Annotated in this window: 12 protein-coding genes and 1 rRNA gene; 11 read left to right on the plus strand and 2 right to left on the minus strand. The window is 65.3% G+C overall.

All coding sequences use genetic code 11. The features are described 5' to 3' along the window. Window positions 1–3 precede the first annotated feature (3 nt). A complete protein-coding gene (gene purE / locus IT184_00480) occupies window positions 4–480 on the plus strand; it encodes a 5-(carboxyamino)imidazole ribonucleotide mutase (GenBank protein MCC7007270.1) in 477 nt (158 codons plus the stop codon). Here purE and rlmN read toward each other — a convergent pair. Continuing rightward, the gene (gene rlmN / locus IT184_00485; GenBank protein MCC7007271.1) at window positions 477–1,550 is read right to left on the minus strand and encodes a 23S rRNA (adenine(2503)-C(2))-methyltransferase RlmN; all 1,074 of its coding nucleotides are present in this window, start codon (window positions 1,548–1,550) and stop codon (window positions 477–479) included. The genes purE and rlmN overlap by 4 nt on opposite strands. A gap of 131 nt (window positions 1,551–1,681) precedes the next feature. Between rlmN and IT184_00490 the strand changes: the two genes are divergently transcribed. The 7 genes from IT184_00490 (at window position 1,682) to IT184_00520 (ending at window position 10,347) form a co-directional block, all read left to right on the plus strand. After that, window positions 1,682–2,941: an insulinase family protein gene (locus tag IT184_00490; GenBank protein ID MCC7007272.1), complete on the plus strand. Its 1,260-nt coding sequence runs from the start codon at window positions 1,682–1,684 to the stop codon at window positions 2,939–2,941. After that, entirely contained in the window at window positions 2,938–4,260 is a 1,323-nt protein-coding gene (locus IT184_00495; protein ID MCC7007273.1) for an adenylosuccinate lyase, read from the plus strand. Before IT184_00490 ends, IT184_00495 begins: the two co-directional genes overlap by 4 nt. A gap of 88 nt (window positions 4,261–4,348) precedes the next feature. Beyond that, window positions 4,349–5,758: an amidophosphoribosyltransferase gene (locus IT184_00500; protein ID MCC7007274.1), complete on the plus strand. Its 1,410-nt coding sequence runs from the start codon at window positions 4,349–4,351 to the stop codon at window positions 5,756–5,758. A gap of 5 nt (window positions 5,759–5,763) precedes the next feature. Next, the gene (locus tag IT184_00505; GenBank protein ID MCC7007275.1) at window positions 5,764–6,915 is read left to right on the plus strand and encodes a HEAT repeat domain-containing protein; all 1,152 of its coding nucleotides are present in this window, start codon (window positions 5,764–5,766) and stop codon (window positions 6,913–6,915) included. After that, window positions 6,915–7,922 carry a phosphoribosylformylglycinamidine cyclo-ligase gene (locus IT184_00510; protein MCC7007276.1) on the plus strand — a complete coding sequence of 336 codons (1,008 nt, stop codon included), beginning with the start codon at window positions 6,915–6,917 and terminating at the stop codon, window positions 7,920–7,922. The genes IT184_00505 and IT184_00510 overlap by 1 nt, the downstream gene beginning before the upstream one ends. Before the next feature lie 569 nt (window positions 7,923–8,491). Continuing rightward, window positions 8,492–9,121: a phosphoribosylglycinamide formyltransferase gene (locus IT184_00515; protein ID MCC7007277.1), complete on the plus strand. Its 630-nt coding sequence runs from the start codon at window positions 8,492–8,494 to the stop codon at window positions 9,119–9,121. Window positions 9,122–9,132: 11 nt separating this feature from the next. Then, a complete protein-coding gene (locus tag IT184_00520) occupies window positions 9,133–10,347 on the plus strand; it encodes a tyrosine--tRNA ligase (GenBank protein MCC7007278.1) in 1,215 nt (404 codons plus the stop codon). Here IT184_00520 and IT184_00525 read toward each other — a convergent pair. Beyond that, window positions 10,344–10,742, minus strand: a complete 399-nt coding sequence (locus tag IT184_00525) for a helix-turn-helix transcriptional regulator (protein MCC7007279.1) — start codon at window positions 10,740–10,742, stop codon at window positions 10,344–10,346. The two genes, IT184_00520 and IT184_00525, sit on opposite strands and share 4 nt — an antisense overlap. Window positions 10,743–10,927: 185 nt before the next feature. Here IT184_00525 and IT184_00530 point away from each other — a divergent pair, with 185 nt between their 5' ends. The 3 genes from IT184_00530 to IT184_00540 all read left to right on the plus strand — a co-directional run. Continuing rightward, on the plus strand, window positions 10,928–11,587 hold the full coding sequence (locus tag IT184_00530) for a hypothetical protein (protein ID MCC7007280.1): 660 nt from the start codon (window positions 10,928–10,930) through the stop codon (window positions 11,585–11,587). Continuing rightward, window positions 11,587–12,261, plus strand: a complete 675-nt coding sequence (locus tag IT184_00535; GenBank protein MCC7007281.1) for a hypothetical protein — start codon at window positions 11,587–11,589, stop codon at window positions 12,259–12,261. Before IT184_00530 ends, IT184_00535 begins: the two co-directional genes overlap by 1 nt. An 829-nt stretch (window positions 12,262–13,090) precedes the next feature. Beyond that, window positions 13,091–14,096: ribosomal RNA gene (locus IT184_00540) — 16S ribosomal RNA — on the plus strand; the annotation flags it as partial.

Raw genomic sequence — 14,096 nt, forward strand, 5'->3', positions numbered from 1 at the left:
CTCATGGGGTCCGACTCGGACGCGCCGGTCATGTCGGCGGCGGCTGATGTCCTGACGGAACTCGGGATCGAATCCAGCATGACGGTCGCCTCGGCGCATCGTTCGCCGGCGCGCGTGCTGCGTCTGGTCGACGAGGCCCATCAGCAGGGCGTGCAGGTGTTCATCGTCGGCGCCGGCGCCGCGGCGCATCTGGCCGGCGTCGTGGCGGCGCACACGACGCTGCCGGTGGTCGGCGTGCCGATCGATTCGTCCGCGCTGAAGGGCCTGGATGCGCTGCTGTCGACCGTGCAGATGCCGCCCGGCGTGCCGGTCGCGACCGTGGCGATTGGCAAGCCGGGGGCGACCAATGCCGGCGTGCTCGCCGCGCAGATGATTGCGCTCGGCGACCCGGCCGTTGCCGAGCGCCTCCGGACGTACAAACGTCGCCTCGAAGAGAAGGTGGAGCAGGCGGCCCAGCGGCTCGATGCGGCGCGGCGCTAACGCGGCGACGTCGCCAGCCGCGCCGCCAGCGTCTCGCCGGCCGACGCGCGGTGACCTTCCACGATGAGTTGACCGCACGCGGCCCTGATGTCACGCCCGCGGCTCTTCCGGACCGAGACCGTGACGCCGCGGCCGGCGAGGATCCTCGCAAACGCGTTGACCCGATCGTCGGACGGCCGCCTGAACGGGATGCCGGCGGCCTCGTTGAGTGGCAGCAAGTTGACCTTGGCCCTGATGCCGTTGAGCAGCCCGACGAGGCGGCGCGCGTCGTCGGGTGAGTCGTTCACGCCGGCGAGCAGGACGTACTCGAACGTAATCCGGCGGCGGGCCTGCAGCGGGAAGCGGCGGCAGGTCTCGATCAGCGCGGAGAGGTCGTGCCGGCGGTTGATCGGGACGAGCTGATCGCGCTGCTCGTCCGTCGTCGCGTGCAGCGAGATGGCGAGATTCGGGATTTCGGATTCCTTCGCCAGCCGCTCGAGCGCGGGCACGACCCCGACGGTCGAGAGCGTGATCCGCCGGAAGGGCACGGCCATCCCCTCGGGATCGCCGAGGATTCTCAGCGCCTTCATCGTCGCGTCGTAGTTGTGCAGCGGCTCGCCCATGCCCATCAGCACGACGTTGAACGACGCGCCCGCCAGCGACGTCGCCCGGGCGAGCGCCTCGACCTGGCCGACGATTTCCCCGGCAGCGAGATGGCGAACCAGGCCCATCTTGCCGGTCAGGCAGAATCCGCAGGCCATGGCGCAGCCGACTTGTGTCGAGATGCAGAACGTCTGGCGCGGTGTGTCGGGGATGTACACCGCCTCGATATGGCGACCGTCGTTCAACCGCAGCCTGAACTTCGTGGTGCCGTCGCTGGACCGCTGCTCGGCGTCCACGATCGGGCGGTCGATGCAGTGGGTCGCGGCCAGCGCCGATCGCATGGGGGCCGGCAGATCGGTCATCGCCTGGAAGTCGTCCGCGGCACGGCGGTGAATCCACCGGAAGATCTGGCGGCCGTGAAACGGTTTGCCGCCAAGGGCCACCGCCGCCGCTTCCAGCTCCAATCGTTCGAGGGCCGCGAGATTCATGACGGTGGAAATGGTCCCTGAGCTCATGGTATCATCGAGCTCTTGAGGGCGTCTCGTAACTCTCACTCTATGAACAATTTAGCGTCTCTGCTGCCGTGCGGCGCCGTCGTTCGGCCGGCCGACCCGTCCCGATGGTGACCGCCGAGACGTTGCCGAATGGCCTGCGTTTGACGACGGAGGCCATGCCTCACGTCCGTTCGGTGAGCGTCGGCGTCTGGCTCACGCGTGGATCGCGCCACGAGTCGGACGTCGAGAGCGGCATGGCGCACTTCGTCGAGCACATGCTCTTCAAGGGCACGACCAGCCGGTCCGCCCAGGTCATCGCTCAGACGATCGATTCGATCGGCGGCCAGATGGACGCGTTCACGTCCAAGGAGTACGCCGGCTACTACATCAAGGTGCTCGACGAGCATCTGCCGCTCGCCATCGACCTGCTCAGCGACCTCGTGATGCGGCCCGCCTTTGCGTCCGACGACGTGGCGCGCGAGCAGAGCGTCATCTTGGAAGAGATCAAGATGGTGGAGGACGCGCCGGACGATCTCGTTCACGAGGTGTTCGCGCAGCAGTTCTGGTCGCGTCACCCGCTCGGCCGGCCCATCCTCGGCACGCCCGAGACCGTGGAGTCGTTCGACTCGACGCGATTGCGAGACTACTTCGGGCGAACCTACGTGGCGCCGAACCTGGTCGTCGCCGCCGCGGGGCACTTCGAGCACGCCGCGCTCCGCACGCTGGTCGAAGACGCGTTTGCCCAGGTACCAGCCGGCGGGCCTCGGCTGGGTGACACGCCGCCTGCCGTCACGCCCGGCGTCGTCGTCAGGCACAAGGAAATCGAGCAGAGCCACATCTGTCTGGGCACGCCCTCGTATGAACAGGCACATCGCGATCGGCATGCGTTGTACGTGCTGAACACGATTCTCGGCGGCTCGATGAGCTCGCGGCTGTTTCAGCACGTCCGCGAGGATCGCGGGCTCGCGTATTCGGTCTTCAGCAACCTCACGAGCTACAGCGATGCGGGCGCGATCACCGTGTACGCCGGGTGCGCGACCGAGAAGGTCGGCGAAGTGGTCGATCTGACGCTGGCGGAACTACGGCTCCTTCGACAGGATCCGGTCCCGGCCGAGGAGCTGCAGCGGGCGAAGGATCACTTGAAGGGCAGCCTCATGTTGAGCCTGGAGAATACGTCCAGCCGGATGTCCCAGCTTGCGCGGCACGAGATCTACTTCGGCAGGCACTTCTCGCTCGACGAACTGCTCGCGGCGATCGATGACGTCTCGCGTGATGACGTGCGGCGGGTGGCGGCGGATCTCTTCCGTGAAGGCGAGGTCATGGCGACGGTCGTTGGACCGCGCGACGCCGGTCTCACGCTCGACCGGCTGCAGGGGCTGGGATGATTCCTCGATACACCCACCCGGAGATGGGGGCCGTCTGGACGGAGACGCGCCGCTACGACGCGTGGCTCGAGGTCGAGCTGGCCGCGACCGACACCCTGGCGGCCCTTGGCGTCGTGCCTGCCGAAGACGCGCGGACGCTGCGCGAGCGCGCGGCGTTCGACGTCGCGCGCATCGAGGAGATCGAGAAGACGACTCAGCACGACGTCATCGCCTTCACGACGGCGGTGGCCGAGCGCGTCGGGCCTGCGGCGCGCTGGCTGCACTTCGGCCTGACCTCGTCGGATGTCGTCGATACCGCGCTGGCGCTGCAGATGCGGCAGGCGTGCGACGTCATCCTGCGGGATGTCGATCGCCTGATGGAGGCCGTGGCGTGCCGCGCGGAGGAGCATCGGCGGACGCCGATGATCGGGCGCACGCATGGCGTGCACGCCGAGCCGATGACATTCGGCGTGAAGCTCGCGCTGTGGCATGCCGAATTGCAGCGGGACCGGCGTCGCGTGGTTCAGGCGCGCGAGACGGTCTCGGTCGGCAAGCTGTCGGGCGCCGTGGGCATGTTCGCGCATCTGGACCCTGAGGTCGAGGAGGCCGTATGCCGGCGGCTCGGGCTGACGCCAGCGCCCGTGTCGTCGCAGGTGATCCAGCGTGATCGACATGCGGAGCTCGTCACAGCGCTGGCCATCCTCGCGGCGTCACTCGAGAAGTTCGCGCTCGAGATTCGCGGGCTCCAGAAGACGGAGATTGGCGAGGTCGAAGAGCCGTTTGCTCAAGGGCAAAAGGGTTCGTCCGCGATGCCGCACAAGCGGAATCCGGTTGGTTGCGAGCAGATTTCTGGGCTGGCCCGTCTCGTCCGTGCCAACGCCCTGGCCGCGCTCGAGAACGTCGCGCTCTGGCACGAGCGCGACATCTCGCACTCGTCGGTCGAGCGCATCATCCTGCCCGACAGCTTCATCGCGCTCGATCACATGCTTCGCCGGTTCACCCGCATCGTGACCGGCATGGTGGTCTATCCGGAGCGCATGCTGGAGAACCTGCGGCGATCGCGGGGCGTCGTCTTCTCGGGGTCCGTGTTGCTCGAGCTGGCCAAGCACGGCATCTCCCGCGAGCAGGCCTATGGATGGGTGCAGCGCAATGCGATGCGTTCGTTTCACGAGCAGCGGGACTTCAAGGAGCTGCTGCTCGCCGATCCCGACGTGCGGGCGCACGTCTCACCCGGCGTGATCGAGGATGCGTTCGACCTGTCGGTGCAGTTGAAGAACGTCGACGCGATCTTCCGGCGGGTGTTCGCGGGCGAGGTTCAACCCGCGGAGGCGCTGCGCTGACCGGTCCGACGATGCTGCCGGCATGCGACCGGGCGGGCGTGGTGCCGCGGCGGCGACACCGGCGCCAGGGGGGCTGGCATCTCAACTGATGGCTATGGACAAGTTCCGTGAGGAGTGCGGCGTCTTCGGCGTCTACGGGCATCCCGAAGCCGCGAATCTCACGTATTTGGGCCTGTACGCGCTTCAACACCGCGGCCAGGAGAGCGTGGGGATCGCCACGTCCGACGGCGAGCGGCTGCAGATCCACAAGGCTGTGGGCTATGTCGCGGACAGCTTTTCGGAGGAGACGTTCGCCCGGCTGAACGGCACGAGCGCGATCGGCCATGTGCGCTACTCGACGGCGGGCGAAAGCGGGATCAAGAACGCGCAGCCCATTCTGATCGACTGCGCGCACGGGGAGATCGCCATCGGGCACAACGGCAATCTCGTGAACGCGCAGGACCTGCGGGAGCACCTCGTCCGCCAGGGCTCGATCTTCCAGACGACGAGCGATACGGAGGTCCTGCTCCATCTGTACGCGCGTTCGAAGGCGAAGACGGTCGAGCAGGCGCTCGTCGAATCCGTCTCACAGGCGCAGGGCGCGTTCTCTTTGGTGCTGCTCACGAAGGATCGGCTCATCGCCGTGCGGGACCCGCACGGCTTCAGGCCGCTGACGCTGGGCCGCCGCGGCGATACCTACATCGTGTCGTCGGAGACTTGCGCGCTCGACTTGATCGACGCCGAGTGGGTGCGAGACATCGAGCCAGGCGAAATGCTGGTCATCGGTCCGAACGGCCTGAGCTCTCATCGCCCGTTCCTGCCAGCCCAGGCCGCGCACTGCATCTTCGAGCACGTGTACTTCGCTCGGCCCGACTCCTACGTTTTCGGCCAGAGCGTCAACGAGGTGCGGACCGAGCTCGGACGTCGCCTGGCCCGGGAACAGCCCGCGCCCGCCGACGTCGTCGTGCCGATTCCGGACTCCGGCGTCTGCGCGGCAACTGGATTCGCCGAGGAATCGGGTGGCCCCCTGCGCATGGGGCTGATCCGGAACCACTACGTCGGCCGCACGTTCATCGAGCCGCATCAGTCGATCCGGCACTTCGGCGTCCGTGTGAAGCTGAATCCGGTCAAGAGCATCCTGCAGGGCAAGCGCGTTGTCCTCGTCGACGATTCGCTGGTGCGTGGCACGACGAGCCGCAAGATCGTCAAGATGGTGCGATCGGCCGGCGCGGTCGAAGTGCACATGCGCATCAGTTGCCCGCCCACCATCTCGCCGTGTTTCTACGGCGTCGACACGCCGAGGCGGTCGGAGCTCATCGCCGCGACCCATTCGCTCGAGGAAATCCGGCGGTACATCGGTGCCGATACGCTCGGCTATCTGAGCCTCGAAGGGCTGCTGTCGGCAGTCGGATCGAAGCGCTCGTCCTACTGCACGTCGTGCTACACGGGCACGTACCCCGTGGCGTTCCCGCAGGACGAAGCGGCCTACCTGCAACTGGCGCTCAAGCTGGCGGAGTGAGCGTCGTGCGCGTCGCGGTCGGCATTCTGCTCCTCGCCAGCGTCTCGCTCGTTCCTGCTCATGCGCTGCCGACTGGCCAGCCGGAGGTGGCGACTGCGATCGACCGGCTCGGCGCGTACGACTTTCAGGTGCGCGTTGATGCGGCGCGGACGCTTCGTCGCGCGTCGGCGGCCGTGGCCGTCCCCGCGCTCGAACGTGCCGCTCGGTCTCACCGCGACAGCTACGTGCGATTCCGCGCTCTCGTGCTCTTGAGTGGCCTCGACGAGACGGCCGCTGGCCGCGTCACGCGCGATCTGCTCGCTGATTCGAACGATCGCGTGCGGGCCGCGGCCTATCAATGGTTCGAGCACCATCCCGACCGGAACGTGCTGGCCGCCCTGATTGCCGCGTTGAACACGGAGCGCTCCGAATTCGTCAGGCCCGCGCTGACGAGAGCCATCGCGGCGCAGTCTGGCGACCCGCGTGCGAGCGCTGCGCTGCTTCCGCTCGTGTCGAAGGGTGAAGACATGTTCCGCGGCGCCGTCATCGAGGCGCTTGGCGATCACAAGACACGGGTCGCCCTGCCGGCCATTCTGGACGTCGCTCGTCTCGACGGCCCTTTGCAGGACGATGCCTTCACGGCGGTTGGGAAGATTGGTGACAAGACGACGATCACGGCTCTGCGAGAGCTGCAGCCGCGCGTCGGGACTGCCGTCCAGCCGACGCTGGCCGCGACGTTCTGCCTGCTCGGCGTGCAGTGCGACGAACAGCGCGCGTATCTCGAACGGACGCTCGCGTACGCCATTTCGGCCGACGATCCCCCTGTCGTGAGGAGCGCAGTACACGCGCTTGGCATGCTCGCGGGCGCGGGCGATCGGTCTGCGCTCGATATCTTGCTGGACACGGGAAACACCTCGCTCGAGCGCGTCCGGTCTCCAATTGCCCTCGTCGCCGGTCTGCTCGCCCTTCGCAGTCCAGCGATGATGGTCGATGCACTGGAGCGGCGTGGACTGCGACCTCCCGACCTCGAGGTCCTGCGCGACGCGTTCGACATGCTATCGGAGGAATTCGAGGAAGAGCGGTTCTACGCAGAGCTGCGACGACAGTACTGGGCGTCGGCGGCCGGCACCGTGCGCCGACGCACCGCCGACGTGCTCCTCGCGGCATTGGAGTTCTGATGAGCGTTGACTACCGTCAAGCCGGAGTGGACATCGAGGCGGGCAACGAAGCCGTGCGACGAATCAAGATGCTGGCGCGCCGGACCTACACGCCGGGCGTGTTGTCCGGCGTCGGATCCTTTGGCGGGCTGTTCGCGCTCGGCGCTGACGTTCCGGATCCCGTCCTCGTGGCGAGTGCGGATGGTGTCGGCACCAAGCTGAAACTCGCGTTCATGACCGGCATTCACGATACGGTGGGCGAAGATCTCGTCAACCACTGCGTCAACGACATCCTCGTGCAGGGGGCGCGGCCGCTGTTCTTCCTCGACTACTTGGCGACCGCACGGCTGGCGCCGGATGTCGCGGAACGGATCGTGGCCGGCATGGCGCGCGCATGCGAAGCCAACGGCTGCGCACTGCTCGGCGGAGAGACGGCGGAAATGCCGGGGTTCTACGCGGACGGCGAATACGATCTCGCAGGCTTCATCGTGGGTGTCGTCGCGCGCAATGGCGTGATCGATGGCCGTGGGATCGCCGCCGGTGACCGCCTCGTGGCGCTCCCGTCGACCGGACTCCATACCAACGGCTACTCGCTGGCTCGCAAGATCGTCTTCGAACTCCAGGGCCTTGGGCCCGATAGCCGGGTCGACGAGCTCGGCGAAACCGTGGGAGCGGCGCTTCTTCGGCCGCATCGAAGCTACCTGCAAGCGGTTCTGCCGCTTCTCGGCACGGGGCTCATCAAAGGCATGGCGCACATCACCGGCGGCGGCATTCCTGAGAATCTCCCTCGTATTCTTCCCGATTCGCTCGGTTACTCACTCGATCGACAGAGCTGGGTCATTCCGCCGTTGTTTTCCTGGCTCCAGCGGGCCGGCCGCATCTCCGAGGCAGAGATGTTTCGCGCGTTCAACATGGGCGTCGGACTGATTCTGGTGTGCGGTCCGGACGACGCCGTCGTCTTGGTGGATCGCCTGCAGGCGGTTGGCGAGCACGCCTGGGTGCTCGGCGAGGTCGCCTCGCGCGGCTGACGACGCGTTCACGTACTCGACCCATGCGCGTGAGGACAGAAACGGCGTGGACACGAGCGGCAGGACGCCTTCGGAGCGAAGGCGATTGCCGAGGCTGCTCCACGGCCAGTCCTGCGCCCGCCTCACCAGGCGTCGCCCGAGCGCACGCGCCTCGACGGATCGCGCGGCGTCGACGAGAGCCCACGTCGTGTTCAAGCTCCGCAATTGTAGGCTCGCCCTCGCGGACCACCGTCTCGTGCGGGATCGCAATGGGCGGGTAGTCCCTACCCCTGCCATGGTCGCGCGTACGGCGGCGGGCACCGTCGGACCCACGACGAGATGACACTCGTCAGTCAAGAGACAGTAGGCAATGAGCCGAACAGGCCTCCGCTGGAGCGACTCGGCCAGCGCCCCCACGAAGTCTCGATAATCCTGTCGTCTCAAGAGCACGTGCTCTGGTCCGACGAGTAGCGTCGCGTGGAAGAATCTGGAGTCCGGCGATGTTGTCGATGGCGTCATGACTGCCCTCACTAGCAACCGTAGTGCCAGAGCGCGGGAGTGAAGGACCTCAGGCGGCAGAAGTCGTGCGGATAAGACGCGAACGTTTGGGCGTGCTGATATCGGGCCGTGGATCGAACCTGCGCGCGATGCTGGACGCGACGCGCTCGGGCGAGTTGCGCGCCGCAATCGAGGTGGTTGTCTCCAATGTGCCTGGAGCCCCGGGGCTGGTCACGGCCGCCGCGGCAGGCATCACGACCGTAGTCCTCCCGCACCGCGAGTACGCGGAGCGCGACGCCTACGATCGGGCGCTCGGCGACGTCCTTCGCCGCCATGACGTGGGGCTGGTCTGTCTCGCGGGGTTCATGCGGCTGCTCGGCCCGGCGTTCTGTGCCGCGTTCCCGCTCGGCGTCGTCAACATCCATCCGTCGCTGCTGCCAGCCTTTCCTGGCGTCAACGCGCAGCGCCAGGCGCTGGAACATGGGGTGAAGGTCAGCGGCGCCACGGTCCATCTGGTCAACGCGGGCCTCGACGCTGGCCCAATCGTGGCGCAACAAGCAGTCCCCGTCCTTGACGACGACTCGGTGGAATCGTTGTCCGCGCGGATTCTCGCGGCCGAGCACACGCTGTATCCGGCGACGATTGACCGGCTCGTGCACGATCGCTGGCAGGTCGTCGGACGACGAGTCGTGTTCGAGCGCCCCGAGAACACCGTGCGGTAAGCTCTTCGACGATGACCGTCGCCGAGCAGCTGGCCTATCTCACCAAAGGATGCGTGGATGTCGTTCGTCTGCCGGAGCTCGGGGCCAAGCTGGAGCGGTCGCAGGCAACCGGCACGCCGCTGACGGTGAAGGTGGGCTTCGATCCCACGGCGCCAGACCTGCACTTGGGCCACACGGTTCTGCTTCGAAAGATGAAGCACTTCCAGAACCTCGGCCACCGCGTCGTGTTTCTCATCGGCGACTTCACTGGATTGATTGGGGATCCCACCGGCCGATCGAAAACGCGGCCACCGCTTACGCCGGCGGAGATCCAGCAGAACGCCGAGACGTACCGGTCGCAGGTCTTCAAGGTGCTCGATTCAGAGAAGACGGTCGTCGATTTCAACGCTCGCTGGATGGTCCCGCTCGGCGCGGAAGGCCTGATTCGGCTTGCGGCGAAGTACAACGTCGCGCAGATGCTCGAGCGCCGGGACTTCAAGCAGCGTTACGAGTCGGGCAAGCCGATCGCGGTGCACGAGTTTCTCTATCCGCTCGCGCAGGCGTACGATTCGGTGTTCCTGCGTGCGGACGTGGAACTGGGCGGCACGGACCAGTTGTTCAACCTGAACGTCGGTCGAGACATCATGCCGGGCTACGGCCTCGAGCCTCAGGTCGTGATGACGATGCCGCTGCTCGAGGGCTTGGACGGAGTCGAGAAGATGTCCAAGAGCCTCGGCAACTACGTGGGCGTGACCGATCCGCCCGACGAAATGTTCGGCAAGCTCATGTCCATCACGGATGAGCTGATGTGGCGGTACCACGTCCTGCTGACGGATCTCGGGCCGACGGAGATCGCTGACTTGCAGCGGGATGTGGCGTCTGGCGACGTCCATCCGAAGCGCGTCAAAGTCGATCTGGCTCGGCGCATCGTCGCCGATCTTCATTCCCCCGCGCAGGCCGCGGCGGCGGCTGATGCCTTCGAGGCCAGGTTCGCGCGAGGCGAAATTGTCGAAGCGGCGCTCGCCGAGATCACGGCGCACGCGGGTGCAGACGGTGTTTCCCTGCAGAAGATCCTGATTGCTGCCGGCATGGCTGCGTCGATGAGCGACGCGTATCGCAAGATAGAGCAAGGCGCGGTGCGTCTCGACCGAGCGAAGGCGACGGATCCGAGAATGCGCGTTCAGGCCGGAGCCCGTCTGCTCCTCGAAGTCGGCCGGCGGGCGGTGCGTGTCGTCGTCGAAGGCTAGCGGCGGGGGCGCTTCCGGCGGGGCGTTGGTCCTTCCAGACGTCCGAGGAGCGACTCCAGGGAATCTCGCGCCTCCCTCACCATCTGATAGTCGCTTGGGGAGAGTCGACGCACCAGCAGTGTCTCATCCTGGCTCACCAGATCTGCCACGCTGACGTCGAGCGCGGTTGCGAGACGCGCAAGGGAATCGAGCGTGGGGTTCCCGGCACCTCGCTCGATTTCGCCAATGAACTTGTAGCTCAGCCGGGCAAGCTCGCCGAGTTTCTCCTGCGTCAGGCCACGTGCCTGACGCAAGGTTCTGATACGAGCTCCGACCAAGCGACGAAGGTCTTCCACCAAGCCGAGTATTCGAGACCCGGCGATCCGCCGAAACCCTGTAAATATCTTGATGTTCAAAACGTATAGGTGCTAGATTTTGCTTCACACGGCCAGTGCACGAGGTCGCGCGCGGCGCCCGCGTTGCATGGAGGCGTGTCGACGGACGACGCGCACGGCGTGTTGGACTCCGTCGTCGAACACACGATTGTTGACAGGAGCTCCCCTCGATGTTGACTCGGCGTGTCGTTCCAAGTGTCAGAGTCTTGCTGGCTGCGGTCGGCGTCCTCGCGCTGTCGGATGCCGGCCTCGCCCAGAGCCCGGCACCGTCTCTCCTGCCGCTATTGGCCTCGGGGTGGCCGGCTGGCAGCTTCGCCGCCCAGGCCCCGAAGCTCGGCCCAACGACCGCACGGGTCATCTCGGACTCAAAGGTCGATCCCGCATTCCAGAGCACGAAGATCGCGCGCATTGCGCTGCTTCCTTTTGCCAACGCCATACAGTTCAACGACTGTTCGCGCACCCTCGCCAAGCATCTCGTGGTCGAACTGGGCCAGAAGCACCCCGAGTACAAGGTGGTCGCGCCTGATGAGCTGATGAACTTCATCACGTCGTCGAAACTCGACGACGAGTTCAACGTGTTCCTCGGTGACTATCTCAATACGGGCACGTCCAGGCAGGACTTCTTGACATTGATCGGGGCCAAGCAGCAGATCGACGCGGTACTCCTCGGCAAGATCAATACGTGTGGGAACCTCCGGGGCCGACTCGTTCTCGACGTCGAGATGAGTCTTCATCGAGTGAAGGATGCCCGCCGCGTGTGGTGGGGCAGGGATTCGACAGCGAACCTGCGTTCGACGGATCTGCAGGAAGCCAGCCAGGACGTCGCCGACGTCCTGGCTCGGTATGTCGGAAGGCCGGCCTTCTGATGGATATTCGTCGCCTTACGTCTCTCGTTCTGCCGCCAGCGGTGATCGTCGGTGTGGCCGTCGCCGTTCTTGCAGCGCAGCAACCGGTCCGGCTCGGGCCGAAAGTCCGCGCCCGCATTTTGGATTCCAAAGTCGATCCGAGCTTCTCCTCGACGACCATCAAACGGGTGCTGCTCCTGCCGTTTGCCAACGAGCTGGACTATCCGGAAGGAGCGCAGCTACTCGAGGCCAATCTGCTCAGCGAGATGCAGCGGACGACGCCCGATCTGACGATCCAGTCGTCGCAAGCCACCCTGCAGCTTCTGCGCGAGCGAAACCTGTCTGAACGGTACCGGCTGTTCGTCGGCAACTACCTCAACACGGGCGTTGCCACGACGGACTTCCTCGTGGAGTTGGGCAAAGTCGGACAGGCGGACGGAATTCTGATGGCGCGCGTGCTCGAGTTTGCGGAACGGACGACGCGCACGCGGATCAGCACGGGGTTCGGCATCATCCAGTGGTCGCGCAGCCGGGCGGTGGTTGGCATGGACCTGCGTCTGCTCCGCACTCGTGACGGCCGCGAACTGTGGTGGGGTGTGCACGCCATGCAAGGCGAGCGCGTCGAGACCGTGCGCGACTTGGCTCGCGGAGTCGGGGAAGTGATCGCCAGGTACTTCGGTCGGCCGCCGTTCTGAGTGTGACCGTTACACGAGGGCGCAACGGAGCCAGATAGCCCATCAGTCTGGCTCCTCGGTTGGTCTGGTCCCCTAAGGCCATCGCGGATCGCTGACGTTCGAGTCGTTTCGACGAGCGCCGCCGCGCCGCTTTCGCGTACACGGTCGTGTGTGATTGGCGAGCGGGGCGGCCGGACGGGGAAACATTCCTGCGTGCGGCGGCGGAAGATCATTTGGCCCTGTCGCACATTTGACAGGAGTGCGGAACCAGCGTAGACTTCGGATCTCTAGGCGAGATGGGCAAGACGCTCGGCTGTCAGAGTGCAGCCGGGGCCTAAGACTCCCGCCAGGTAGTTCGCCATCGTCGACGTCGACAGCACGTCGGGAAGACATCGTGAGTGGATGTCGCGTCGTCTGGTGAACCGGACGCGGCCTGAAAGAAAGTGATTGACAGGGGCGGCCGTCTGTCGTAAGTTTGAAAGGTTCGTCTTCGAGCGAAATCGCGAGAAGACGGGGCCGGGTAGCCGGTCGCGCCGGTTCTTTGAAAACTAGATAGAACGTGCAAGCACAGCCCGTCGAGTATCAGCGTCTCGCCGAAGCCGCGCCCGAGCACCGTTAGGTGCAAGGGCTGGCAGAAGCAGACTTACACTTGACGTGGAATCGGCTCGACTTCGTCTCGCGGGTTCGCCCGCGGTACAGGCAGGGAGAAAGCCCTGTCGGGCGGAGCGGGTGCGATTCAAGATCCGAGAGCCAAATCAACAGGCGCTTGGGTTGGACGAGTTTCCGTCTTGACGTGTCGTGGCCTGGCGGCTTGTCCGCTGGGCTGCGGCGCACGAAGGCGGAACGAATTTAACTTGAGAGTTTGATCCTGGCTCAGAATCAACGCTGGCGGCGTGCCTAATACATGCAAGTCGAACGCGAAAGCCCCGCAAGGGGCAAGTAGAGTGGCAAACGGGTGAGTAACGCGTGGGCGACCTACCTTCGAGTGGGGGATAACCTTCCGAAAGGAGGGCTAATACCGCATGACATCCCGTGTTTGGATACACGGACATCAAAGTCGGGGATCGCAAGACCTGACGCTTGAAGAGGGGCCTGCGTCCGATTAGCTAGTTGGTGGGGTCACGGCCCACCAAGGCTTCGATCGGTATCCGGCCTGAGAGGGCGGACGGACACACTGGGACTGAGACACGGCCCAGACTCCTACGGGAGGCAGCAGTAGGGAATTGTTCGCAATGGGCGCAAGCCTGACGACGCAACGCCGCGTGGAGGATGAAGACCTTCGGGTCGTAAACTCCTTTCGATCGAGATGAACACGTGCCGGCCCAATACGCCGGCACGCTGACAGTATCGGAAGAAGAAGCCCCGGCTAACTCCGTGCCAGCAGCCGCGGTAATACGGGGGGGGCAAGCGTTGTTCGGAATTACTGGGCGTAAAGGGTTCGTAGGTGGCCGGCTAAGTCAGACGTGAAATCCCTCAGCTCAACTGGGGAACTGCGTCTGAGACTGATCGGCTTGAGTGCAGGAGAGGAACGCGGAATTCCAGGTGTAGCGGTGAAATGCGTAGATATCTGGAGGAACACCGGTGGCGAAGGCGGCGTTCTGGACTGCTACTGACACTGAGGAACGAAAGCCAGGGGAGCAAACGGGATTAGATACCCCGGTAGTCCTGGCCCTAAACGATGAATGCTTGGTGTGGCGGGTATCGATCCCTGCCGTGCCGAAGTTAACGCGATAAGCAGTCCGCCTGGGGAGTACGGTCGCAAGGCTGAAACTCAAAGGAATTGACGGGGGCCCGCACAAGCGGTGGAGCATGTGGTTCAATTCGACGCAACGCGAAGAACCTTACCTGGGCTCGAA

This window comes from Acidobacteriota bacterium, assembly GCA_020853395.1.
Classification (GTDB): domain Bacteria; phylum Acidobacteriota; class Vicinamibacteria; order Vicinamibacterales; family SCN-69-37; genus JADYYY01.